This window comes from Massilimicrobiota sp. An134, assembly GCF_002160815.1.
Lineage (GTDB): Bacteria > Bacillota_I > Bacilli_A > Erysipelotrichales > Coprobacillaceae > Allocoprobacillus > Allocoprobacillus merdigallinarum.
This window is the reverse complement of the sequence record NZ_NFLH01000012.1, coordinates 1-25,652: the sequence shown is the minus strand read 5'-3', so window position 1 is coordinate 25,652 and position 25,652 is coordinate 1. Positions and strand designations below refer to the sequence as shown.

The 25,652-nt window shown below is 30.7% G+C and carries 24 protein-coding genes and 1 other annotated feature; of the genes, 21 read left to right on the top strand and 3 right to left on the bottom strand.

Features of this window, described 5'->3' with window-relative positions; translation table 11 throughout:
* Positions 1-107: 107 nt before the first annotated feature.
* On the top strand, positions 108-647 hold the full coding sequence (locus B5E79_RS06575; RefSeq protein ID WP_087297417.1) for a hypothetical protein: 540 nt from the start codon (positions 108-110) through the stop codon (positions 645-647).
* Between the two features lie 21 nt (positions 648-668).
* On the opposite strand, the gene B5E79_RS06570 is transcribed toward B5E79_RS06575, so the two are convergent.
* Entirely contained in the window at positions 669-1,868 is a 1,200-nt protein-coding gene (locus tag B5E79_RS06570; protein ID WP_087297416.1) for an MFS transporter, read from the bottom strand.
* Between the two features lie 79 nt (positions 1,869-1,947).
* Positions 1,948-2,832, bottom strand: coding sequence for a MurR/RpiR family transcriptional regulator (locus tag B5E79_RS06565; protein WP_087242712.1), 885 nt, complete (start codon positions 2,830-2,832; stop codon positions 1,948-1,950).
* A gap of 161 nt (positions 2,833-2,993) precedes the next feature.
* Here B5E79_RS06565 and B5E79_RS06560 point away from each other — a divergent pair, with 161 nt between their 5' ends.
* The 16 genes from B5E79_RS06560 (at position 2,994) to B5E79_RS06485 (ending at position 19,245) form a co-directional block, all read left to right on the top strand.
* Entirely contained in the window at positions 2,994-3,680 is a 687-nt protein-coding gene (locus B5E79_RS06560; RefSeq protein WP_087297415.1) for a nitroreductase family protein, read from the top strand.
* A gap of 9 nt (positions 3,681-3,689) precedes the next feature.
* Positions 3,690-4,385 (top strand): VanR-ABDEGLN family response regulator transcription factor, encoded by a 696-nt coding sequence (gene vanR, locus B5E79_RS06555; RefSeq protein ID WP_087297414.1) that lies wholly within the window; start codon positions 3,690-3,692, stop codon positions 4,383-4,385.
* Positions 4,375-5,457 (top strand): sensor histidine kinase, encoded by a 1,083-nt coding sequence (locus tag B5E79_RS06550; protein WP_206393142.1) that lies wholly within the window; start codon positions 4,375-4,377, stop codon positions 5,455-5,457. Before vanR ends, B5E79_RS06550 begins: the two co-directional genes overlap by 11 nt.
* 128 nt (positions 5,458-5,585) lie before the next feature.
* Complete coding sequence (vanG, locus tag B5E79_RS06545) at positions 5,586-6,644, top strand: D-alanine--D-serine ligase VanG (RefSeq protein WP_087297413.1); 1,059 nt, start codon at positions 5,586-5,588, stop codon at positions 6,642-6,644.
* Complete coding sequence (locus B5E79_RS06540) at positions 6,622-7,368, top strand: D-alanyl-D-alanine carboxypeptidase family protein (protein WP_087297412.1); 747 nt, start codon at positions 6,622-6,624, stop codon at positions 7,366-7,368. Before vanG ends, B5E79_RS06540 begins: the two co-directional genes overlap by 23 nt.
* The gene (locus B5E79_RS06535; RefSeq protein WP_158095478.1) at positions 7,365-8,375 is read left to right on the top strand and encodes an acyltransferase family protein; all 1,011 of its coding nucleotides are present in this window, start codon (positions 7,365-7,367) and stop codon (positions 8,373-8,375) included. The genes B5E79_RS06540 and B5E79_RS06535 overlap by 4 nt, the downstream gene beginning before the upstream one ends.
* Positions 8,356-9,477, top strand: a complete 1,122-nt coding sequence (gene vanT / locus B5E79_RS06530) for a serine racemase VanT catalytic subunit (protein ID WP_087297410.1) — start codon at positions 8,356-8,358, stop codon at positions 9,475-9,477. Before B5E79_RS06535 ends, vanT begins: the two co-directional genes overlap by 20 nt.
* A 137-nt stretch (positions 9,478-9,614) precedes the next feature.
* Positions 9,615-11,027, top strand: a complete 1,413-nt coding sequence (locus B5E79_RS06525; RefSeq protein ID WP_087242708.1) for a glycoside hydrolase family 1 protein — start codon at positions 9,615-9,617, stop codon at positions 11,025-11,027.
* A gap of 675 nt (positions 11,028-11,702) precedes the next feature.
* The gene (gene htpG / locus B5E79_RS06520; RefSeq protein WP_087297409.1) at positions 11,703-13,598 is read left to right on the top strand and encodes a molecular chaperone HtpG; all 1,896 of its coding nucleotides are present in this window, start codon (positions 11,703-11,705) and stop codon (positions 13,596-13,598) included.
* A 67-nt stretch (positions 13,599-13,665) separates the two neighbouring features.
* Positions 13,666-14,595, top strand: a complete 930-nt coding sequence (locus B5E79_RS06515; RefSeq protein WP_087297408.1) for a hypothetical protein — start codon at positions 13,666-13,668, stop codon at positions 14,593-14,595.
* A gap of 54 nt (positions 14,596-14,649) precedes the next feature.
* Positions 14,650-15,186 carry a nitroreductase family protein gene (locus tag B5E79_RS06510; RefSeq protein WP_087297407.1) on the top strand — a complete coding sequence of 179 codons (537 nt, stop codon included), beginning with the start codon at positions 14,650-14,652 and terminating at the stop codon, positions 15,184-15,186.
* Positions 15,187-15,194: 8 nt separating this feature from the next.
* Positions 15,195-15,428 carry a hypothetical protein gene (locus tag B5E79_RS06505; RefSeq protein WP_087297406.1) on the top strand — a complete coding sequence of 78 codons (234 nt, stop codon included), beginning with the start codon at positions 15,195-15,197 and terminating at the stop codon, positions 15,426-15,428.
* A gap of 132 nt (positions 15,429-15,560) precedes the next feature.
* Positions 15,561-15,767: a binding site (T-box leader), on the top strand.
* A gap of 132 nt (positions 15,768-15,899) precedes the next feature.
* Positions 15,900-16,682 (top strand): substrate-binding periplasmic protein, encoded by a 783-nt coding sequence (locus tag B5E79_RS06500; protein ID WP_087245481.1) that lies wholly within the window; start codon positions 15,900-15,902, stop codon positions 16,680-16,682.
* A 19-nt stretch (positions 16,683-16,701) separates the two neighbouring features.
* Positions 16,702-17,385, top strand: a complete 684-nt coding sequence (locus tag B5E79_RS06495; RefSeq protein WP_087245483.1) for an amino acid ABC transporter permease — start codon at positions 16,702-16,704, stop codon at positions 17,383-17,385.
* A complete protein-coding gene (locus B5E79_RS06490; RefSeq protein WP_087297405.1) occupies positions 17,378-18,106 on the top strand; it encodes an amino acid ABC transporter ATP-binding protein in 729 nt (242 codons plus the stop codon). Before B5E79_RS06495 ends, B5E79_RS06490 begins: the two co-directional genes overlap by 8 nt.
* Positions 18,106-19,245, top strand: coding sequence for an aminotransferase class I/II-fold pyridoxal phosphate-dependent enzyme (locus tag B5E79_RS06485; protein ID WP_087297404.1), 1,140 nt, complete (start codon positions 18,106-18,108; stop codon positions 19,243-19,245). Before B5E79_RS06490 ends, B5E79_RS06485 begins: the two co-directional genes overlap by 1 nt.
* Here B5E79_RS06485 and B5E79_RS06480 read toward each other — a convergent pair.
* Complete coding sequence (locus B5E79_RS06480) at positions 19,236-20,549, bottom strand: oligosaccharide flippase family protein (RefSeq protein ID WP_087297403.1); 1,314 nt, start codon at positions 20,547-20,549, stop codon at positions 19,236-19,238. The genes B5E79_RS06485 and B5E79_RS06480 overlap by 10 nt on opposite strands.
* A 79-nt stretch (positions 20,550-20,628) precedes the next feature.
* On the opposite strand from B5E79_RS06480, the gene B5E79_RS06475 reads away from it, so the two are divergent.
* The 4 genes from B5E79_RS06475 to B5E79_RS06460 all read left to right on the top strand — a co-directional run bounded on the left by B5E79_RS06475 (position 20,629) and on the right by B5E79_RS06460 (position 25,530).
* Positions 20,629-20,916, top strand: coding sequence for a post-transcriptional regulator (locus B5E79_RS06475; protein ID WP_087245490.1), 288 nt, complete (start codon positions 20,629-20,631; stop codon positions 20,914-20,916).
* A 151-nt stretch (positions 20,917-21,067) separates the two neighbouring features.
* Complete coding sequence (gene recJ / locus B5E79_RS06470) at positions 21,068-22,690, top strand: single-stranded-DNA-specific exonuclease RecJ (RefSeq protein WP_087297402.1); 1,623 nt, start codon at positions 21,068-21,070, stop codon at positions 22,688-22,690.
* 59 nt (positions 22,691-22,749) lie between these two features.
* On the top strand, positions 22,750-23,262 hold the full coding sequence (locus B5E79_RS06465) for an adenine phosphoribosyltransferase (protein WP_087297401.1): 513 nt from the start codon (positions 22,750-22,752) through the stop codon (positions 23,260-23,262).
* 54 nt (positions 23,263-23,316) lie between these two features.
* Complete coding sequence (locus B5E79_RS06460; protein ID WP_087245496.1) at positions 23,317-25,530, top strand: RelA/SpoT family protein; 2,214 nt, start codon at positions 23,317-23,319, stop codon at positions 25,528-25,530.
* The last annotated feature ends 122 nt before the right edge of the window (positions 25,531-25,652 follow it).

Below are 25,652 nucleotides of genomic sequence, written 5' to 3'. Positions count from 1 at the left end.
ATGTTAAAAAATCAATTTGTCAACAATTATTTTGATGATGGTTTGCTTTTCAAAGAAGATTTTGTTGTTAAGGGAAGACAAATGCCATTCTTTTTAGAGGTGTTTCTATGAATTCATATATGCATACATATACAGGTAAAAAAATTAATCCTCTTGCATTTACAAAAGATGATATAGATATCAAAGACATTGCGCATGCATTAAGCTTATTGTGTCGTGGTGGTGGTCATTTAAAAATTTTTTATTCTGTAGCACAACATAGTCTTAACTGTGCTCAAGAAGCATTTCTTCGATATCGTGATTCTCGACTATCACTGGCCTGTTTATTACATGATGCCAGTGAAGCCTATATATCAGATATTATCAGACCTCTTAAACAGCATTTAAAGCTTTATGAGGATATTGAAAGTCAATGGATAAAAGTTATTTTTGAAAAGTATGAACTTTCAGAATTAAAAGACGAAGACCTTTTAAAAATCAAAAGGATAGATGATGATATGTTAGCTTATGAACTATATACATTGATGGAGCAGCAACCAAAGCCGACTTGTTTATTAAAAAGTCAACCATGTTTTACAGAAAAACATTATCGAGATGTTGAAAAAGAATTCTTAGAATTATTTGAAAGATTATCAAATATAAAATAAACAGCTCATGAAACCAAATCATTAGCTGTTTTTCGTAGACTTGATTAAAGGACGATGTCCTAAACCAACTTTATTTTTCAATGTCATAAACATAATGAAGCATCCAATCAAAGTCAATCCACATACAAAGATAAGCATACTATTTAAACCTAAACTATCTTGTAATATACCACCAAAGATATTTCCTATGGATGATCCTAATCCTGTTGACATCATCGCAATCATTGTTTGTCCCATCATTTGATCACTTTCATCAAGATGATCATTGACATAATAAGTGATGGTTGCAGTAAAGAGTCCAAAAGATAATCCCTGGAACATCATACCTATCAATAAGACAATCAAATGAGGTGCTAAACAGATTGTCAGATTACGCAAAACATAGAAGAAAGCACTCGCTAAAAGTAATGTTTCAGAACGGTATTTTTTTAATAAACGATAAGTGATGGACATAATTGGCATTTCACTGGCAGCCATACAAAAGACAGCAATTCCATATAATGAAGTGCTTCCACCAAGATTTTTAACAATATTAATTAAATAAGTTGATAAGGCTGTTGAAGCAGCATACATAAATGTAAAAGCTACGAGAATGAAGAAAAATATACGATATTTTTTAATAACAGAGAATATATTTTCCTGGTTTTTTGTCGTTGTTTCTTCTTGAATTTGATAGGGTGGCATTATATAAAGAAGAATTAATAAAGCGATGCTGGCAATTGTGTAGACAAAAGCAATGACTGTTGGATTAAAAAATTCAATCAGCTGACCAACAATGATAGCTCCCGCAGCATAAGAGATAGAGCCTAGTCCTCTAGCTAAACCAAAATTGATATATTGACCATCTTTCAAGTAATTCATACATATTGTAGAAAATAGGGGAACCATTGCAGCAATCAGACTTAATAGGAAAACATATAAAATCATAATGAGAAAAATAGGCGAAGAGATGATTGTTAAGACAGTAAAGATGACAATCATGATCAGGTATAGGGTGAAAATTAGTTTGTTAATAGATAAACCTTTGATGCGTGATAAAAGGGATGAGATAAATGGAGATAAAAAGATGGACAAAATAGCTCCACCACCTGTCACTATCCCAATATCTGTATTGGATAAACCACGGTATTGTAAAAATATAGCCACATAACCATAAATAGCTAAATAGGATAACCAGAAAAGAATTTGTAATCCATTATATTTCATTTGTAAAGATTTCATTGATTCACCCTCCATAACTTTTGTTTTTTCAATCATAACAAAAAAAGTATTGAAACGTGTTTTTTTTCATATTATGAAATTACTTTATTTCATCACTCACTGGACTAGATAATGGATGACGAAAATCATTCTTTTTATCGTAACTAATTTTATTTTGAATATTCTGTTCATAGTCTTTTTGAAAAATACAAGAGAAAATGACATTAAAGAGATATTCAATAGAAATTTGTGAAGCAAAAGGAGCTATTTTCGTAAAAATCTTTTCTCTAGAACCAATATTTAAAATATAATCAGCATAATGAGATAAACGGTTATCACCAACTGATGTTAAAACAATGATGGGTGTATTGTTTTCTTTTAAGGTTTGAGCAATCTGAATATTTTCATTGGTTTCTCCTGAATAAGAAATAATCATCGCAATACGTGAGGAATTGGAATTATATGACATAAAGACCTGTTCACCATGTAAAATTCTTAAATTGACATCTCTGGAAATACGCATCATCTTATGTTGAAAACTCATGGCTGCTAATAAGGAATTACCAGAACCATAAATATCAATATGCTGATGGGGATATAATAAATCAACAATCTTATTTAATTCAGTAAAATCAATAAGTTTAATTGTATCTGCAATGACTTCCTGATAAAGAGAAGATAACTTATGACAAATCATAGGATAACTGTCATCTTTAGAAAAAGGAAAATTGACATCAATACGATCCGTATGATGTAAATCATATTGTAATTCGGCAGAATATTTGATTTTAAAATCATTATAACCTTCTAAACCTATTTTTTTACAGAGTCTGACAATGGTCGCAGGAGAAGTATATGTTTCTTTTGCCAGTTCTTTGACTGACATACTTAAAACTTCTTCACCATGATTTAAAATGTATTTTGCAATTTGTTTTTCTGATTGAGAGAATTCCAGTTCAAATTCTAATTGTGTCATTATACTCATTTTTATCACCAATCCTAGTATACCATGAAACTTTGTTCCATAGAAGTGATGATTTTTACTCTTATTGTGAAAAATGATGTTTGTTATATTTTTGAAGTATTTTATGATGCTTTGTGTTAGAATAGAATCAGTATTGATGAATGGATGAAAGGAGATTCATAATGGATATCAAAGAAGCAGTAGAAAAACGACATAGTGTTCGTCAATATTTAGATAAACCCATTGATGATGAAAAAATACAAATATTAGAAAAACAAATTGAAAAATGTAATCAGGCGGGTCATTTAAACATTCAGTTGATTCTCAATGAACCGCGTGCTTTTCAAAGTCAGCTGGCTCATTATGGTAAGTTTAAGGGTGTTCAACATTATATTGCTTTAATTGGTAAGAAGAATAGTCCTGATTTACAGGGTAAATGTGGCTATTATGGAGAGCATCTTGTTTTATTAGCACAACAGTTAGGTTTAAATACATGTTGGGTGGCTTTAACTTATAAAAAAATTCCAGAAGTGCTTCATCTTGCTTCTGATGAGAAAATAGTAGCTGTGATTTCAATTGGTTATGGTGAAAATCAAGGAGCGGCTAGACGAAGCAAAGATATGAAAGATGTTATAGAAACAGAGGGAAATCTTCCACAATGGTTTTATGAAGGCGTTCGTTATGCATTATTGGCCCCAACTGCTATGAATCAACAGAAATTTAAGTTTGCTTTTGAAAATGGAAAAGTGAAAGTGAAAAGAGGAATAGGTTTTTATACAAAATTAGATTTAGGTATTGTGAAATATCATTTTGAAATAGGTGCAGGAAAAAATCATTTTCAATGGGACAATGAAGATGATCAAAGATAGGTGATCAAAATGGCAGATAAAATATTAGTTGTAGATGATGAAAAAGAAATTGCAGATCTTTTGGAATTTTATTTATGTAATGAAGGGTTTGAAGTTTATAAATTTTATAATGGACAGGATGCAATCAGGTGCATTGAAAAAGAAGAAATTGATATCGCTGTTTTAGATGTGATGTTACCTGATATTGATGGTTTTCAAATCTGTCAGAAAATTAGAGAACATTATTTTTTCCCAATTATTATGTTAACGGCTAAAGTAGAAGACATGGATAAAATTATGGGGTTAACATTAGGTGCGGATGACTATATTACAAAACCATTTAATCCTTTAGAAGTTGTGGCTCGAGTGAAAACACAACTGAGACGTTATAAAAGATATAATGCAACGACACAGCCTCAAGACATTTTAGAATATGATATTAGAGGGCTGGTTATTAATAAAGAAACACATAAGTGTTATTTATATAATGAATTATTGGATTTGACACCTATTGAATTTGAAATTTTATGGTATTTATGTTCAAAGCAGGGCAAAGTTGTATCGAGTGAAGAATTGTTTGAAGCAGTATGGAAAGAAAAATACATTGATAACAATAATACAGTCATGGCACATATTGCCAGATTAAGAGAAAAACTCAAGGAGTCAACAAAAAAACCTAAATTTATTAAAACGGTTTGGGGAGTGGGGTATCAAATTGAAAAGTAAAAATGAGTTATTAAAAAAAGCAATGTTACGAATTATTGGATTCGCCATTATTTATACCTGTGTTTTGTTTGTCATTATTTTGATTGCCTGGAATTTAGCCTCACAAATCACATGGTATGCATCAGATCCTTTGTATCGTTTTCTATTGTTTATTCAGGATGGACTTGTTATTTTTTTACCTATCTTATTAATTGTTGGTTATCTGGTGATTGTCTTTTTTGAATTAAGGAAACCTTATGCTTATTTAGAAGATGTGATTCAAGGTGTTCAAAATATTAATGATCGTCATTTACATCTGATTCATTTGGAACATGATGAATTAAGAGATGTCAATGATTTATTAAATCAGACAAAAGCAGATATTGAACTCAATGAACAGGCTGCCAAAATGGCTGAACAGAAGAAAAATGATTTGATTGTTTATTTGGCCCACGATTTAAAAACGCCTTTAACTTCTATGATTGGTTATTTAACAATTTTAAAAGATGAAAAAGATATTCCTCAACAATCCCATGATCATTATGTTGAGATTGCTTTAGATAAGGCAGAAAGATTAGAAGATTTAATTAATGAATTTTTTGAAATTACACGTTTCAATCTGACACAACAGGCTTTAGAGCTTTCGCGTATTGATATCGTGAGATTATTAGAACAATTGATATATGAATTTAAACCTATGTTCAAGGATAAGAACTTACAATGTGAACTGGATGCTCCACGTTTACTGGAAATGAAATGTGATGTTCAAAAAATGCAAAGAGTTTTTGATAACCTTTTAAAAAATGCAGTGAATTATAGCTTTGAAAATACAGTCATTCATATAACTCTTTTGCAAAGTGAAAAAGGTTATGAGTTTACTTTTGAAAATCAGGGAAATACAATTCCTCAAGCAAAGCTTGATCATATCTTTGAACAATTTTATCGACTGGATAGTTCACGTGCTTCTCATACGGGTGGTGCAGGTTTAGGACTTTCTATTTCTAAAGCGATTATTGAACAGCATCATGGTCAGATTCAGGTGGAAAGCTATGATGAAAAAATCATTTTTAAAGTCTTGATCCCTTTATTGTAAGAAAATTGTAAGATTTTATTAATAGAATGATAAGAAGATTATATTGAAATATTAAAAAAGAGCATTTGTTATTTTGATAAACTGAAGTTGTCAAAATAAAAATGCTTTTTTTAATGGAGGGAAATAAGATGAAAAAAGTGGCAATTCTTTTTGGTGGGAAATCGACAGAATATAGTGTTTCATTAGAGTCAGCTTATTCTGTTTTATCTCATCTTGATTTACATAAGTTTGAAGTTTACATGATTGGTATTAATCAAAAAGGAGAGTGGAAACATTTTGAAGGGGATATCTCTTTGATTAAAGATGATAAGTGGGATCATGAATATTTAAATCCTGTTACTATATCATTAAATCCGCATCAAAAATGTTTGCTAGAAATACGCAATCAAAAAGTTGAAGAAGTGGAAGTCGATGCGATTTTTCCTATTTTGCATGGTAAAAATGGGGAAGATGGAAGTGTACAGGGACTTGTTCAAATCACTGGTATTCCACTTGTTGGATGTGATGTATTGTCATCGGCTTTGTGTATGGATAAATATCGTGCACATGAATTAGTGAAAGCACATGGCATTGAAGTGCCTGGCTGTGTTTATTTACAGCATCAACAGGATTATCCAAATAAGAAACCAGATATCATGGGGTTACAGTTACCTGTTTATGTGAAACCTGTGAAATCTGGATCATCACTAGGTATGTGTCGTTTAGAAAGTTTTGATCATCTTGATCAGGCTGTTTTTGAAGCGTTCCAATATGATGATTGTGTTTTAATAGAAGAGGAAGTCAAAGGCTTTGAAGTAGGATGTGCTGTTATGGGATGCAAGACTTTAAAAACAGGACGTGTTGATGAAATTGAATTGTCCTCAGGTTTCTTTAACTTTCAAGAAAAATATACACTCAAAACATCTCAAATTCATGTTCCAGCACGTATTTCATCTTCTTTAGAGTTGCAAATTCAGGAAACAGCTAAAGAAATTTATCGCATTTTAGGATGCCAAATATTTGCAAGAGTGGATATGTTTTTGACACCGGATCATCATATTGTTTTTAATGAAGTCAATACAATACCAGGATTTACAGCCCATAGTCGATATCCTATGATGATGGAAAAAAACGGTTTATCTTTTCAGACATTATTAACACAATTGATTGAAATGGGGATTCAGCATGCAAATCAAAACACTTTATAAAAAAGATATTCATCAGGGCTCACTAATCCTTGTTAATCAACATTATCCATTTTCCTTTTCTCATATCAATCTTTGCTTCTTTCAAGATACAGTCCATCAAATACAAATGGATGCTTCTAGACTTCTTCACCAATGTTTAAATCATCTTCATATTCAAGATGAAATCATTGTGGCCAGTGCTTATCGCTCTGCTTTAGAACAAAAACAGCTTTATCAGGAATCTTTAATAAAACATGGTCAGGAATTTACACAAAAATATGTTGCAAAGGCTCATCATAGTGAACATGAAACAGGTTTGGCTATTGATCTGGCACTTAATAAGGATGATATTGATGAGATTTGTCCGGATTTTCCTGAACAAGGCATTTGTCAAAAGTTTCGCCATGTTTGTGGTGATTTTGGTTTTATAGAAAGATATCAAAAAGATAAAGAAAAGATGACAGGAATCAGTGGTGAAGCATGGCATTTTCGTTATGTAGGATTTCCACATTCTTTGATTATGAACGATCACCACTTTTGTTTAGAAGAATATCATGATTTTTTGAAATGTTATTCCGTTTATCATCCCTATGTTTATGTTGTCGGACAAAGAGTATTTGAAATCTTTTATGTACCCATGATCAAAGACCAGATAACAATAGCTTTACGAAATGATGATATTTATCAGGTATCAGGTAATAACATGGATGGTTTCATTGCGACAGTATGGAGGAGAAGCTTATGAAAAAAGGTTATCCTTGTATTGATATAGGGCGAATCATTGCAGCTGTTTTCGTAATAGCTATTCATATTTATCCATTTTTACAAATCAATCCAACTATGGAATTGATTGTCACACGTACCATTGGAAGGTTGGCTGTCCCATTTTTCTTTATGGTGACATCGTTCTTTCTTTTTAAAGATGGCTATCCTACACAGGAACATATAAAAAAGACAATTTTTTCATTGTTGAAATGGTATGGAATTGCGATTGTGATTTATATTCCACTCATGATTTATAATCATTATTTTTCTCAGGAACATCTTGTGATAGCTATTATCAAAGATATATTTATTGATGGACCATTTTATCATTTATGGTATTTTCCAGCTACCATCATTGGATTGATTATCGTTTTATTGTTAATCAAATACTGTTTTAACTATGCATGGTTTATAGTTATAGGTTTATATGTTATAGGGGTGTTTGGTGATAGTTATTGGAGTATGATCAGTCAGATTGATATTTTTCATCATTTCTATACATACATATTTCAATATATGGATTATACACGAAATGAATTTTTCTTTGCGCCACTCTTTATCATGTTGGGTGCTCAGATAGCGAGACAGAAATATCATTTCAAGCATCATATTCATATGATTTTACTATTGCTGAGTTTGTGTATGATGATAGGGGAATCATTGATTTTACATACTTCTTATACATTAAGACATGATGCTATGTACTTCAGTTTACCTGTTGTTTCCTACTTATTATTTTCATTTTTAATAACGTTTCAAGGTCGTCGATATATCAGTCTTAAAAATATATCATTATGGGTCTATGTCATACATCCATGGATGATTGTTGTGGTGAGAATGATAGGTAAATGGAGTGGACAGATGGCTCTTATCGAGAATAATTTTATTCAATTTCTTGTGGTTGTTTTATTTTCGTTTTGTTTTGGATTTATCATGAATGTTCTTATGAAAAGAAAGGGGAATATTGATGAGAAACAACATGTTTGATTGTCAAAGAAGCTGGTTAGAAATAGATCTATCAGCTTTAAGACATAATGTGAAACAAATTTGTACAATGCTTTCTTGTCCAGAACAATTCATGGCTGTTGTCAAAGCGGATGCTTATGGACATGGTGCTGTTCGTATTTCCAAAGAACTGAATCAAATGGGGATACATCATTTTGCGGTTGCGACATTGGCAGAAGCCATTGAATTAAGAGACAATCATATTGAGGGTGACATCTTGATTTTAGGATATACCGATCCTTGTCATGCCAAAGAATTACGAGATTATGATTTGACGCAGACAGTTATATGCGAAGATTATGCTAAGCTTTTAGAAAAGCAAAAAATAGATGTGAAAGTTCATGTGGCTATTGATACAGGTATGCACCGTTTAGGAGAAAGTGATATCAAAAAAGTCAAAGCTATTTATCAATCTCATTATTTACATGTGACAGGTCTTTTTTCACATCTTTGTGTCTGTGATGAAACGACAAAGGAAAGTCAAAAATATACATATCAACAAATTGAAGAATTCATGACATTCATTCAAAATCTTAAAAAAGAGCATTATTCAATAGGGAAGGTTCATCTTTTAAGCAGTTATGGTTTATTAAATTATTCAACATATAGTTTTGATTATGTCCGAATGGGAATCTTATTATATGGTGTTGATTCTTCATTGCCTAAGCAAAGTCAATTATCTTTAAAACCTGTTTTATCATTAAAATCAAAAATTATTTTAGTCAGAGATATTCAATCAGGCGATTCTATTGGCTATGGAAGAACATTTATAGCATCAAAACCCATGAAAATTGCCACTGTTCCTATTGGTTATGCTGATGGATTACCTAGAGCCTTATCTAATCGTGGAAACGTTATTGTTCGTGGGAAATTTGCACCGATAGTGGGTCGTATTTGCATGGATCAGATGATGATTGATGTGACAGATGTTGACAATATTCAGGAAAATGATGTTGTAACTATTATAGGTAAGAATCAGGTTTGTCAAAATGTAGAAACAATTGCGATGCAAACAAATACGATTTCTAACGAAATTTTAAGTCGTATAGGATATCGTCTACCTAAAATATATAAATACGAATAATTATGAAACAAAGTTTCATATGACAATGCATTTTTTATATAATTATGAAACTAATTTATAAAGTTATGAAAAGATATTTACTCATATGTCAATATCTTTTAAAATGAGAATATAAGAGAAAAAGGAGGATTTTATAAGTGGAAAAGAAAATGCCAAAAGATTTTTATTGGGGTGGTTCTGTATCATCATTCCAAACTGAAGGAGCAAGAAATGAAGGAGGAAAAGGGGTTTGTATTTATGATGTTAGACCAATGAATCCTGAATTTTCAGATTGGAATGTTGCGATTGATGAATATCATCGTTATGATGAAGATATTGCATTAATGAAAGAAATGGGATTTAATTTCTATCGTTTTTCTATTTGCTGGTCAAGAATTATTCCTAATGGAACTTTAGATGAACCTGTTAATGAAGAAGGTGTGAAGTTCTATAGTGATTTAATTGATAAGTTATTGGCAGCAGGTATTGAACCAATGATTACATTAGTTCATTTTGATATGCCTTACCATCTTGTTAAAAATTATAATGGTTTTGCATCTCGTTATGTTGTAGATTGCTTTGAAAGATATGCAAGAGTATGTATTGAAAGATTTGGAGATCGTGTGAAACATTGGATGAGTTTCAATGAACAAAATTTGCATGGTCAAATGTTAAGAGTTTCTAATGCTGAAGAAATTCCTGAAGGTGTAAGTGAACCAAAACATTTATATCAAGTTAACCATAATGTCTTTATTGCACATTGTAAAGCTGTTAAAGCATTAAGAGAATTACAACCTGATGCTAAATTCTGTGGTATGGCTGCTGTTACAAATATTTATCCATACACAAATACACCTAAAAACAACTTATTTGCATGGCAAGCTTATCAATATATGAATGGTTTCCATGTTGATGTTTTTGCAAAAGGAAAATATCCAGATTATATGGTAGCTTATCTTGAAAATAGAGGATGGATGCCTCATTTTGAAGAAGGCGATGAAGAATTATTAAAATACACTGTTGATTATATTGCATTCAGTTATTATCGTTCTAATACAGTGACTGAAGGTGAATTTGACTTAGAAAGACCATATCATGAAGTTGTTGGTGAACATATGATTAAAAATCCTCATTGTGAAGCTAATGAATGGGGATGGGAAATTGACCCAATTGGATTTAGATGGACATTAAATGATTTACATACACGTTCTGATTTACCAGTATTCGTTCTTGAAAATGGTATTGGATGGCGTGAAGATATGACTCAAGAAGAAGTAGATGCAATGCTTGCAGCAGGTAAAACAATCGAAGATGATTATCGTATCAACTATCATAGAGATCATATTAAAGAAATGGAAAATGCAATGTTTGAAGATGGTGTTCCTTGTTTAGGATATATTACTTGGGGACCAATTGATATTTTAGCAAGTATGTGTAATATGGATAAACGTTATGGATTTGTTTATGTTAATAGAACAAACAAAGATATCAGAGATTTAAAACGTATTCCTAAAAAATCATTCTATTGGGTTGCTAAAGCATTTAAATCTAATGGTGAAGATTTAGATTAATAAAATCAAAGAATGGCGGCCCTTTAAATAATTGAGGGGTCTAATCTAAAAAGCTTTAAATTAATAGTGGGGTATTTTGACCCCACTTTCATTTTAAAGCAGGTCGAACAATATTTGATTGGTGACTATCTGTCATCTTTTTTTATTACATTTTCCTCTTGGTTTACCAACTCTTTTCATCTTTTTTTCATGCTCGGTTGCAGTATGTTTTTATATGAATTTTGCGAATAGATGAACTTATTTCTAGCTCTTGCAAAGTTTTGCATTCCATTTGCATTACTGGTTGATCTTCTTGATATAGTTATTTTTTTCTCAATAGGTCTGCTAGATAGTCTTCTTTTTCGTAATATTGTTTGCAAACAAATTATAACAGGAGATTCTCATTTTATAAAAAGCAACCCCAATTTAAATTTAAAGCAAGAAAAGACAGACCCCTTTAAAAATTTAAAGGCTAGGGTCTGCCCCGCAAATATTTAATATACCAGAATGGCAAGTTGACTTGACCATTCTTTTTTTGATAAAAATTATATTAAAAAAGAATATTCAATGTAGTTATTTTTATGAGACGGATAAAAAAAGAAAAATTAGCACATCTGGGTTGACAGTGCTAAAAGATAGGTGTAAGATACTATTAGCACAAAAATAGATAGAGTGCTAATAAAAGGAGATGTAAATATGGCAGAAAAGAAACAGTTTAAAGCTGAGTCGCAAAGATTATTAGATTTAATGATTAACTCTATTTATACACATAAAGAGATTTTTTTAAGAGAATTGATTTCAAATGCCAGTGATGCTTCAGATAAATTATATTACAAAGCATTGACTGAAAATTTAAATGGTATTTCAAGAGAAGATTTATCTATTCAAATTGTGATCAATAAAGATCATCGTATGTTATCTATTATTGATCAAGGTATTGGTATGAATGCAGATGAATTAGAAGAACATTTAGGAACAATTGCTAATAGTGGTTCTTTTGAATTTAAACAGGCATTAGAAAAAGGACAAGATGATGTTGATATTATTGGACAATTTGGTGTTGGATTCTATTCAGCATTTATGGTTGCTCATAAGGTGGAAGTGATTTCTAAAAAGTATGGAGAAGAACAGGCTTATATCTGGGAATCTGATACAAGTGATGGATATACAATCAATGAAATTGATTATCCAAATCATGGAACAAGAATTAACTTATATTTAAAAGATAACACTGATGATGAAAATTATGACCAATATTTAGATGAATATGAAATTCAAAGATTAGTTAAGAAATATTCTGATTATGTTCATTATCCAATTAACATGGATATGACAACTTCTAAGAAAAAAGAAGATAGTGATGAATATGAACAAGTGATTGAAAATAAAACATTAAATTCAATGGTTCCTTTATGGAAAAGACCTAAAAAGGAAATCACAGAAGAAGATTATAATGAATTCTATAAGGATAAATTTAATGATTTTAGCGATCCATTATGTGTTATGCATAATAGTGTAGAAGGAACAATTTCTTATGATTCATTATTATTTATTCCTTCTAAGCCACCAATGAATTACTATTCACAAGATTATGAAAAAGGTTTACAACTTTATTCTCGTGGTGTCTTTATTATGGATAAAGCCAGTGAACTTGTACCTGAACATTTCAGATTTGTGAAAGGTTTAGTGGATTCACAGGATTTATCATTAAATATTTCTCGTGAAATGTTACAACATGATCGTCAATTGAAAATCATCGCTGATAAAATTGAAAAACGTATTCAAAGTGAACTTGAAAAAATGTTAAAGAATGATCGTGAAAAATATGAAGAATTCTTTAAAAGCTTTGGATTACAGTTAAAGTTCGGTATTTATAACAGCTATGGTATGTTAAAAGATAAATTACAAGATTTATTGTTATATTATAGTGCCAATGAAAAGAAAATGATAACTTTCAATGAATATGTTGAAAACATGAAAGATGGTCAAAAAGAAATCTATTTTGCCAGCGGCGAAAGCTATGAAAAGATTGATCATTTACCAACAGTAGAAATGGTTAAAGATAAAGGATTTGATATTCTTTATATGATTGATAATGTAGATGAATTCTGTATTCAGATGTTAAGAGATTATAAAGAAAAACCATTTAAAAATATCAATCAAGGTGATTTAGATATTGATAGTGAAGAAGAAAAGAAAGAGTTAGAAAAAGTCAGTGAAGATAATAAAGACTTAATCTCAACTCTTAAAGATGCATTGAAAGATAAAGTTCAAGATGTCAAAGTGTCTTCACGTTTAAAAACACATCCTGTTTGTTTGGTAAGTAGCGAAGGTGTTTCTTTTGAAATGGAAAAAGTTCTCAATCAAATGCCTGATGGACAAAATATCAAAGCAGGAAGAATTTTAGAAATTAATCCAAATCATGCAATCTTTACAGCTTTACAATCTTTATTTGAAAAAGATAAAGATAAAATTAATGATTATGCATCATTGTTATATGATCAGGCTTTATTAATTGAAGGATTTAGTATTGATGATCCTGTTGAATTTTCTAATAAGGTTTGTCAATTAATGGTAGATGCAAATAAATAAGTCATTGGAGGAAACGGTTTTGATAAATCGTTTCTTTTTATGTTATAATAGATTTGGGTGAGGAATTATGATAAAAAAGGGTATTTCTATAATGATTATAAGTTGTTTATTAATACTGATAACAGGTTGTCAATCTCAAGACGGATCTCAACAGGCGAATCTAACAGAATATCGTTTTGCAGGTTATTATGATTGGTTTTTAGGAAAAGAGGAATATGAAGATTTTATGACATATGTCTCTAATGATCAATCTTTAAAGATTGATTCTCAATATGGTGAAAAGATTTATCGAGATGGTGAATACCTGATTATAGAAGCAACTGATGAACAAAAACAAGCACTGATCAATCAAAATAAGCAGCTTATTGAACAGGCTACACAAGAATTTATGAAAATGGGAGAAGATTACCAGATGGATTATAGTGATGATTATTCGTCTATGACAATTTGGATTGATCAGGAACATTTTGTAGATATTTTTTCAAGTGAAACATTTCAAGTAGGTGGGAACATGCTTGGCATTATAAGTCTTGTTACAGCAAGTCGTGTATTGACAACGGGAGATTGTGATAGTGCTGTTGAAATTCATATTATTAATTTAGATAGTGACTATCAGGTTGCAGAAGCTATTTTTCCGTATGAATCTATTCAGATCACTTCTCAAGATTGGCTGACAAGTCAACAAAATGATGTGACTGACTCTTCAAAATTGGAAGGTTATTCAAGAGTTTTAGCAACAGTCATTGAAAAAAATGACAATCAGATATTTTTCAAGCCTGAATCAACATCATCTGATTATCAAAAAGATGAAAAGCTATGCTTGTGTTTAGATAGTGTTTATGGAGAAGATGTTTTTATGCCTTATCAGTTATCTAAAGGTGATCAAGTCTATTTAACATTGAATGGAAATTATGCTCTTCATGATGATGGTGATGAAATTCCTGATATTGCTCCAATGGCAATCATTCCTGTACAATATATAGATGATGCTATGTAACTTTATTTGCAAATCGGATTCATCAAGATTATAATAAGGATAGGTGATGAAAACATGGAATTAGATGAAGTTTTGAATAAAAGAAAAAGTATAAGAAGACAATATCTGTCAAAAGAAGTTGATGATGAGGTGATTCGTCAGGTTATTGAAGCGGCGATTTTAGCGCCTTCATGGAAGAACTCACAGGTGACACGTTATTATATTGCTAAATCAAAAGAAGCTTTACAGCAGGTGAAGAATGCTTTGCCAGAATTCAATCAGGAAAATGTTGGTCAAGCTCCTGTTTTAATCGTTTCTACGATTGTTTTGAATCGCTCTGGTTATAATAAAGATGGTACACCAACGAATGAACTTGGCAATGGATGGGGATATTATGATTGTGGTATGCATAATATGAACCTTTTGTTGAAGGCGACAGAATTAGGATTATCTACGTTGGTTATGGGTATTCGTGATGAACAGAAAATAAAGGAAATATTTGCGGTTCCTGATAATCAATCTGTTGTCAGTGTTATCGCTTTAGGTTATAGTGATATGGAAATTGAAAGACCACAACGTAAAACATTTGAAGATATAACTGTAATGAAATGAGGAAAGATATGATAGTTTTATATATTATTGGTGGATTTGTTTGTTTATTATTGGCTATATATGTATTAGATCGTAGAGAAAAAATGTCAAAAAAGATTAAACAAATCAAAGAACAAAAACAAGAAATTCAAGAACTGAATAATCAATTAGATGAGATTCAATACCAACTTGATTTGATGGATGACTCTATTCAAAAGGCTCATGATATAAGTTCACAAATTTTATTTTATATGAAAAAATAAAATGATTTTTTGCGAATATAACAAAATAATGATAGCCTTTATAGTAAAATTCAAAATATAATGATTTATATAAATAAAAAGTAAAAAAAGTGTTGACATGTTTATGCAAATGCATATAATAAAAGCATATAAAAAAATTCGATGAAAAAGAGAGTAGTTTAAACAAATATCAAGCGAGCTGATGTTGGTGTGAGATCAGTATAGGCGTTTAAATGAACCGCACTTTGGAGAACGATGCTTGAAAGAAGTAGGGTATCGAGTGAATCTGCTTTAAGGATAGAGGTGGATATATCTTTGATATATCAAAAAGAGTGGTACCGCGATGATTTCGTCTCTTAGTTCAACTAAGAGACGTTTTTTTATACAAAGGGGGAATTGATTTTGATGAGGATGAGTTTACGGCGATGATTGATTAAAATCACAGAGGCTATAAAATAAATAAAATCAAAAAAGAAAGAAGAGGGAATGAAAATGAAAAAATTATTTAAAGGATTATTAGTTGCCGCTATGGCATTAACAATGACTGCATGTGGAGGAAATGATGCATCTACTGCTGATAACACAAGTGATAAAGAAGTCGTAGAAATTAATATTGCTGTATCACCAGATTATGCACCTTATGAATCATTAGATACTGAAGGTAATATTATTGGATTTGATCCAGATATGATTGCTTTGTTTCCAAGTTATTTAAATGATGAAAATACAGAATATAAATTTGTATGGCATCAAATGTCTTTTGAAAATATCGTGACTCAAGTTCAAAATGGACAAGTAGATCTAGGAGTATCTGGATTTACATATGATGAAAGCAGAAAAGTAGAATGGTCTAAACCATATACTGCAACTGCACAGGTTGCTGTTGTGAATAAAGATTCTGATATTAAAACAGTCGATGATCTTGAAGGTAAAGTCATTGCTGCTCAAAGTGGAGCAACTGGAGAAAAAGCAGCAAAATCAATTAAAAATGCTCAAGTTGTTTCAGTATCAAATGTTCAAGAAATCTTTAGTGCTTTAACAAGTAAACAGTATGATGCTGTTGTTGTAGACTTAGCTGTTGCTCAGAATTATGTCAAAGAACAAGGATTCGTTATGTTAGATGAATCATTATTAGATGAAGAAAACTATATCATTGCTAAAGAAGGAAATACTGAAATGATTGATTTGGTTAATAAATGTTTAGATCAATTCTTAGCAAGTGATGATTATGGAACTTTATGCGAAAAATATGGTTTAAAACAATTAGAAAATTAAAAATGAGAGGGGATAGATGATGTTTACTGCCTTTTGGGATATTCTGACTGTTGATAATTTAATTTATCTTTTTAAAGGGGCTATGGTTGCTTTAAGTATGGCAGCTCTATCCCTTTTAATTGGATTGATTTTTGGTATATTAGGTGCGTCAGCTAAAATATCTAAAAATAGATTTTTAAGAATATTGGGAAATATATATGTAGAAGTAATCCGTGGAACACCTATGTTATTACAGATTATGTTGATTTTTAATGTTGTTCCTATCATCATTACTCAAATAACAGGAAATGTTTTTAGAATGGATTATTTTCTCATAGGTGTTGTCGCTATGAGTATTAATAGTGGTGCCTATACAACAGAACTTATCAGAAGTGGTATTAACGGTGTGGATAAAGGACAATGGGAAGCTTGTGAAACATTAGGTTTATCTAGATGGCAGACAATGCGTCTTGTTATTTTGCCACAGGCTTTTAAAAGAATAATTCCACCTTTAATTAGTGAGTTTATTACTTTGATTAAAGATTCATCATTAGTTAGTGTAATTGGTGCAGTTGAATTGTTAAATTCAGCAAGAGTTTTAGGGAATCAGTATTATGAATTTATGTCTCCTTATTGTATTGCTGGTGTTTATTATCTGATAATGACATTAACAATTTCATACTTTGCAAAAAAATTAGAAAGGAAGTTGGCTGTCAGTGATTAAAGTAGAAAATCTAGTGAAACAATTTAAGGATTTAAAAGCTGTTAATGATGTTTCCTTAGAAATAAAAAAAGGTGAGATTGTTTGTTTGATTGGTCCTTCTGGTTCTGGGAAAAGTACAGTTTTAAGATGTATTAATGGATTAGAAAAACCAGAAAGTGGACATATTTATGTGAATGATCAATTGCTTGATGAAAAAGATCCAGAAACTTATAAAAAATTAAGAAGTTTAATGGGATTTGTCTTTCAGCATTTTAATTTATTCCCAAATATGACAGTTTTAGAAAATCTGACTTTAGCACCTATTCAAGTTATGAAAAAAAGCAAAGATGAAGCTGAACAAATAGCTTGTCAATATTTAGAAAGAGTGGGTCTTCTTGATAAGAAAGATGAATATCCAAATAAATTATCAGGTGGGCAAAAACAAAGGGTTGCGATAGCAAGAAGTTTATGCATGAATCCACAAATCATGTTATTTGATGAACCTACAAGTGCTTTGGATCCAGAAATGGTTATTGAAGTTTTGGAAGTTATGCAGGAATTGGCTAATGAAGGAATGACAATGGTTGTTGTGACACACGAAATGGGATTTGCTAGAACGGTAGCAGATCGTGTTATCTTTTTAGAGGATGGCAAAATTGTTGAAGAAAATACGGCTGAAGAATTCTTTAGAAATCCTAAAACACAAAGAGCACAGGATTTCTTAAATAAGGTTATGCATTAATGAAACTTAATGAATTTAAAGTAGAAACATGGATGACAGATCATGAAAACGATTGTCAATATAATTTGACAGAAACATGTGTGTCATCCTTATCTTTATTAGAACTTCAACAATTTGTTCAAGAGGATATAGCGAAACAGATGATGTCTATGAAAATGGATTATGGTCCTATTGTTGGATCAACACGTTTAAAAAAAGCTATCTTATCACTCTATGAACAGGGTGGACTTGAAAATATAACTATAACTCATGGAGCTATTAATGCCAATGAACTGGTATTAATGAGCTTGCTAGAAAAAGGAGATCATGTTATTAGTTTATTTCCAACTTATCAGCAAATGTATGATTTTCCATTATCATTAGGCTGTGAGGTTTCTTTAATTCCTTTAAAAGAAGAAAATGACTGGTTACCAACAATTGAAGATTTTGAATCATGTATACAAGAACATACAAAAATGATATGCTTAAATTCACCTAATAATCCTACTGGAACAACAATACCTTTGTCATTAATGAAAGATATTATAAAATTAGCTCAAAAATATGATTGCTATATTTTATGTGATGAAATCTATCGTGGTGTAGATACTGAAAGCTTAGAATTATATCCTTCATTTAGTGATTATTATGATAAAGCAATAGTGACACAAAGTTTATCAAAAGTTTTCTCATTTGCTGGTTTAAGACTTGGTTGGATAAAAGGACCTCAGGAAGTCATTGATTTAGTAAACTATCGACGTGACTATCATATTATTAGTAGTGGTCCATTAGATGATTATCTAGCTTGTTTAGTATTAGAAAATAAAGATATGATTTTAAAACGTAGTCGTGATATATGTCAAACAAATAAACTTATTCTTAAAAAATGGTTAGATCAAGAACCGCTTGTTTTTTGTGTTATACCACGTCATGGAACAGTTTGTTTCTTACATTATCATTTGGATATACCATCAGCAGAGTTTTGTGAAAAACTTCAAAAAGAAACGGGTGTATTTTTTGTGCCAGGAAGTGCATTTGATATAGAATATCATTTACGTTTTGGCTTTACACAAGATGAAAAAGTGATAAAAGAAGGGCTTATTACATTTTCTAAATGGTTAAGACAATTTGATCATCAGTCTATAGATATTCAGCTATAGACTTTTTTGCGTCTATATACTAATTGATAGACAAAATAAGTTGAGAACATCAGTGTCGAAAATAAACCAATCAGCATGACAATTGCCACACTTTCTACATGAAAACGTGGAATTAAAATGATTAAACAAATTAATTCAATAATAACTTCAAATGTACTCATCATAAACATTTCTTTATTTTTGTTGAATGCTTGAAGTGTGGCGCTTAAAGGTGTTTGTAAATAGAAGATTGTAAAGGGAATACACATGTATTGTAAACAACGATAACCTTTGGTTGTATTGTACATGATTTGAAGGCAGACATCGCCATAAAAATAAAATATAAGTGTAAAAGGAAGACTGATAAAAAAACAGATGACCAAACTATAAAAAACATGTTTTTTTAATGCTTCTAAACGATTATATGCAATATCTTTATTAAGAATAGGAATCAACAATCTTAAAACAACATTATTAAAGAAAGTAGGTGTAACCAGCAAAGAAATGACATAACCGTTAATAATCGCATATTGAAGGTGTATTTGATTTTCTCCTATATGAAGTTTTGTTAAAATAGAAACCAAAAGGATGGGTTCTAAAAAATTATAGCAGACATGAAGCAGTCTTGAACCTGTTAATGGTAAAGCAATATTCATCATATCTTTAAATATAAAATGTTTTTGAAAATAGGATATGGGATGATAATGCCAATTGATTTTCCTTTTTAAACGTAACATTAAAAAAAGAATAGAAGTGAGTTCACCAATACTCATAGCTAAAATAGCAATGCTGACTAAATACGTCATCGGTAAATAATGAAACTGTTGAATAACAATGTAGGTAAAAAGAATACGAGAAACTTCTTCAAATAATTGTGCAAGTGATAAGTTCCAAACATCTTCTCTTCCTAAATAGTAATTCTTAATAATACCACTTATACCAACTAATGGAATGAATGGAAGGATGCATAATAAAGGTAAATATGCATCACTTTGTTTTAGAAAATAGAGAGCAATTATTTTTGAAAAAAACAAAAGTCCACCCATAATCAATAAACATGTTGCTAAACAAATGCATAAAGCTGAAATCATAACTTTTTTATTGTTGTATTTGGGGTGTGAAATCAAGCGGAAAACAGTAGATGGAATGGAAAACTGAGCTAAGGTAATACATAAAGAAAGTGTCGGGATAACCAAAATATAAAGAGTCATTCCATTTTCGTCTAAAAGACGGGATAAAAGCATTCTGTTGAATAAAGAAAAGACTTTTGTGATGAGGGTACTGCTTGTTAATATGAGAAATGAATTAATCAATTTTCTTTTCATAAAATACTTCCTTTATTGTCGAATTTCCTTTATAATAAATATGTTAATTATTCAAAAAATATGTTAGGAAGTGCAGTCAATGGAAATCAATATTAAGAATAACTTGCCATTAGATATTCTTTTTTTAATTCGTATAAAAGCTAATGAATTTAAAAATGAAGGAATTCATGAAATTGATAGTTATGATATTAAAGACTATCTTTATTCTATAAAATGGAAAGATGTTGAAACAAAAGCAATGTGTGATGTTATTGATGATATTATGTCATTACGTTTCTCAGAAGTTTTTGATTATTTAAAAATGAAAGTCATTAAAGAAGCTTCAACCATGAATATAGATGATTTTAGTGATTTTATAGCTAAATAATAATAATGATTGATCCTCTAACCGTTTTGTTTTTGTTAGAGGTGTTTTTATTTGATATCATGCCAAACAGATTATTTGAAATATAAAAGATACGTATGTTATAATACACGTAATTGAAAAAGGATGAACTTTAAGGAGATAGATATATTTTATGAAATATAAAATTATTGAGCCACAACATTATCAGCAGATTCAAAATCAATATCATATCAATTCTTTATTAGCAAAAGTGATTGAAAGTCGTCAATATGATGAAAACACTTTAAAAGATTTTATAAGTCCACGTTTGATTTATCATGATTTTTCTTTGTTTGAAGAAGCTGATATGACATTGGAAAGAATTCATGAAGCTATTGAAAATCATGAAAAAATTTGTATTTATGGTGATTATGATTGTGATGGTATTTTAGCAACGACAATTCTTGTACAAGCTTTTTTAGAATTAGGTGTAGAAGTAGGGTATCACATTCCTAATCGTTTTGATGATGGTTATGGACTCAATGTTAAACGTGTAGAACAGATGGCACAAAAAGGTTATTCTCTTATTATTACGGTTGATAATGGAGTCAAAGCTTTCGATGCGGTAGAAAGAGCTAATGAATTGGGTGTTGATGTTATCATTACTGATCATCATCAATTTGATAACGATTTACCTGATGCCTGTACTTTTATTCATACGAAATTATCTCCGGATTATCCATTTAAAGAAATTTCTGGTGGTTTTGTAGCATATAAATTAGCGAGTGCTTTATTAGGAAGACAAGATAAATATCTTTATTGCTTGGCTGCAATTACAACGGTTTCAGATATGATGCCATTATTGGATGAAAATCGTTCATTAGTGAAAAAAGCTTTAACATTCATGAAGGAAGAAAAATATCCTTCATTAGAGCTATTATTAGGAAATCAGCAGACATATTCAACGACAAGTATAGGTTTTGTGATTGCCCCTAAAATTAATTCATTTGGACGTTTACCAGAGTTTTGTTCGCCTAATGTTTTAGTGAAATATTTTTTAAAGAATGCTCCTAGAGATTTTATGGTGAAAGTTTCTCAAATGGCGATTTCTTTAAATACCAAACGTCAAACAATGACAAATCAGCAATATGAAATGGCTAAAGAAGGTATGGGAGATGATTTTCTATATTGGTCAAGTGATCAGGTTCATGAAGGATTAGTTGGTTTGATTGCTGGTAAATATACTCGAGAATATGAGCGTCCAGGCTTTGTGATGGCATATGATGAGAAAAAGGGATTATATAAAGGAAGCGCCAGAAGTATTGATGGTTTTTCTTTACATCAATTTTTTATGGAACATCAAGATCAGTTTGTTGCTTTTGGTGGACATTCTTTGGCGGGTGGATTTACTGTAGATGAAGCACATTATGATTCATGTTATCAATGTATAAAGGATGCATTAAAAGATCTTCATTTGCATCCAACAACAGCAGTTCTTCATATTGATGAACAGGATATAGATATAAAAAATGTTGAATCTTTATCTTTATTGGAACCATTTGGTATGAGTAATGAAGAACCGTTATATATGTTAAAGGATGTACCTGTATCACAAATACAACAATTAAGTCAGGGAAAACATTTAAAAATGCAAACTGACTTGAATCGTAGTCATGTGTCGATGTTGTATTTTCAGCATGGAGATTTATATGGAAAACTTAAAAATATAAAAAAGATGAGTGTTATAGGAACATTACAAATTAATGAATATCGAAATCAGAAAAGTCTGAATTTTATTATTAAAGATATCGTATAATGACTTTATAAAAAGATAAAATTTTGATATAATAAACAAATAAGGAGGGCTTTTAAGCTATGGATTTAAAAAAGTATATTAAAGATATTCCTGATTTTCCAGAACCAGGTGTCTTGTTTAGAGATGTGACACCACTTTTAGCTGATAAAGATGCTTATCAGGAATCTATTCGCTTATTGAGTGATTTTGCAAAAGAGAAAAAAGTAGATCTTGTTGTAGGACCAGAAGCGAGAGGATTTCTATTTGGATGTCCAGTGGCTTTGGCATTGAATTGTGGTTTTGTTCCAGTTAGAAAGCCAGGGAAATTACCACGTGAAGTTGTAAGCCAGTCATATGATTTAGAATATGGATCAAATGAAATTCAAATGCACAGTGATAGTATTCAACCTGGACAGAATGTTTTAATTGTTGATGATTTATTAGCAACTGGTGGTACAGTTGATGCAGCTGTATCTTTAATTGAAAAAATGGGCGGAAACGTTGTAGGAATTGCTTTTTTGATTGAACTTGAAGCTTTGAAAGGTAGAGAACTTTTAAAAGATTATGACGTTTATTCAGTCTTGAAGTATTAAGAAGAGACGGTGTCTCTTTTTTAGCATAAAGCCAAAGTAAAGGAGGAAGGATATATGAAATATAAAGGAGCACATGATCAAGTTACTTTTGATGATGTATTAGAAAGCTGTTCAACTTACATTACGAAAAAAGAAAGTATAGATTTGATTCAAAAAGCTTATGATTTTATTATGGTCAAACATGAAGGACAAAAGCGCAAAAGTGGAGAACCATATACTATTCATCTGATTTGGGTTGCATATATTCTAACAACTTTACAGACAGGACCAACAACGATTGCAGCTGGGCTTTTACATGATGTCATGGAAGATTGTGATGTTTCGCATGATGAAATGGTTGAGCGTTTTGGTGAAGAAATTACAAGTTTAGTAGAAGGTGTAACCAAAATTAATAAAATGCCATTTAAAGATGAAGCAGATGTTTATGCTGAAAATCATCGTAAAATTTATATTGCTATGGCTAAAGATATTCGTGTTATTTTGATTAAGTTAGCAGATCGTTTACACAATATGCGCACATTGCAATATATGACACCTGAAAAACAACAACGTATTTCTAGGGAAACATTGGAAGTCTATGCGCCAATTGCACATCGTTTAGGTATTAATGATATTCGTATTGAATTAGAAGATTTATGCTTACATTATTTGGATCCTAAAGCTTATTTAGAAATTTCTGAATTATTAGAACAAAAACGTAGTGAGCGTAAAGAATCTGTTGAGAAGATGATGAAGTCAGTAGAAGAATTATTGGATGAAAATCATATTGAATATCGCATTAAAGGACGTGCAAAACATATTTATAGTATCTATAAAAAAATGGTTATCAAGCATAAACGTTTTGATGAATTATATGATTTAAATGCTTTACGTATTATTTTAAAAGATAAAATGAAATGTTATGAAGTTTTAGGTATTATTCATGATCATTATCGTCCATTACCTGGACGTTTTAAAGATTATATTGCGATGCCTAAACCTAATATGTATCAGTCTTTGCATACAGCGGTTATAGGAGAAGACGGGCATATTTTTGAAATTCAGATTCGTACAGAAGAAATGGATGAATTAGCTGAACGTGGAGTTGCTTCTCACTGGCGTTATAAAGAAGGAAAAGAATATTCATCTAAACAGGAACAAAAAGATATCGTTGATAAGTTACAATGGTTAGGTGATTTTATTACTTTAAGTGATGAAATCAAAGATGGTGATGCTAAGGAATATTATGATTCTTTAAAAAGAGATATTTTTGAAGCTAATGTTTATGTTATGACGCCTCAAGGTAAGATTGTAGAGTTACCAAACGGCTCAACACCTATTGATTTTGCTTATCGTATTCATACAGAAGTTGGACATCATGCTGTAGGAGCTATTGTCAATAATGTTATGGTTCCTATTAATACCAAATTAAAAACAGGTGATGTCTGTGAAATTAAAACAAATAAAAATTCTGGACCAAGTGAAGACTGGTTGAAATTTGTTCAGACAGCAGGAGCAAGAAATAAAATCAGACAGTATATTTCAAAGAAAGATGCTGAAACTCAAAAAGAAGCTATTGAGGAAGGAAAAAAATTATTAAAGGAAGAAATTCGTAAACGTAATTTGGATGAAAAGAAATTTATGGATCCTGATACGTATAAATCTTATTTTGGGTCTTTTGGTGCTCGTCATTTTGATGATTTAATGTTAGTCATTGGAAAGAAACAAGCAACTGCTTCTACTTTGATTGATAAGGTTCTTCCAAGCAAAACTGGATTCTTTGATAATCTTTCAAAGATTTTAAAGAAGAATAATAATGCTTTAAAAAATCAAAAGAAAAGCAGTAGTTTAGGAATCAGTGTTAAAGGTGTTGATGGACTGAAAATACAGTTATCTAAATGCTGTAATCCTATTCCTGGAGATGATATTGTTGGATATGTATCTAAGGGACAGGGAATCAAAGTGCATCGTAGTGATTGTCCTAACTTAAAAGGCGTTGAAAAAGGACGTTTAATTGATGTGTATTGGGATTATACTAATATTATGCAAAAACGTTTTGAAGTTGATATTGATATCAGAGGTTTAGACCGTCCTAATTTATTAAATGATATTATTACTGTATTAGGACAGGTGAAAGTCAACATTTTAAATATTAATGCTGGAGTTGTAGATACAGAGGCGCAAATTCAATTAAAGCTTTCGGTTGAAAATGCAGAACTTTTACAGTTGACTATTGACAATTTAAATAAAATTCAAGGTATTTATAATATTACAAGAGTGATTCATTAATATAATGAAATAGGCGAAGTCTAGAAGACCTCGCCCCTTCCCGAACCGTACGGGCACCTTTCAATGCATACGGCTCTCCATTTCTAAGTGAGTTTTCGTTTTGCGATTTGATTGTATTCTAA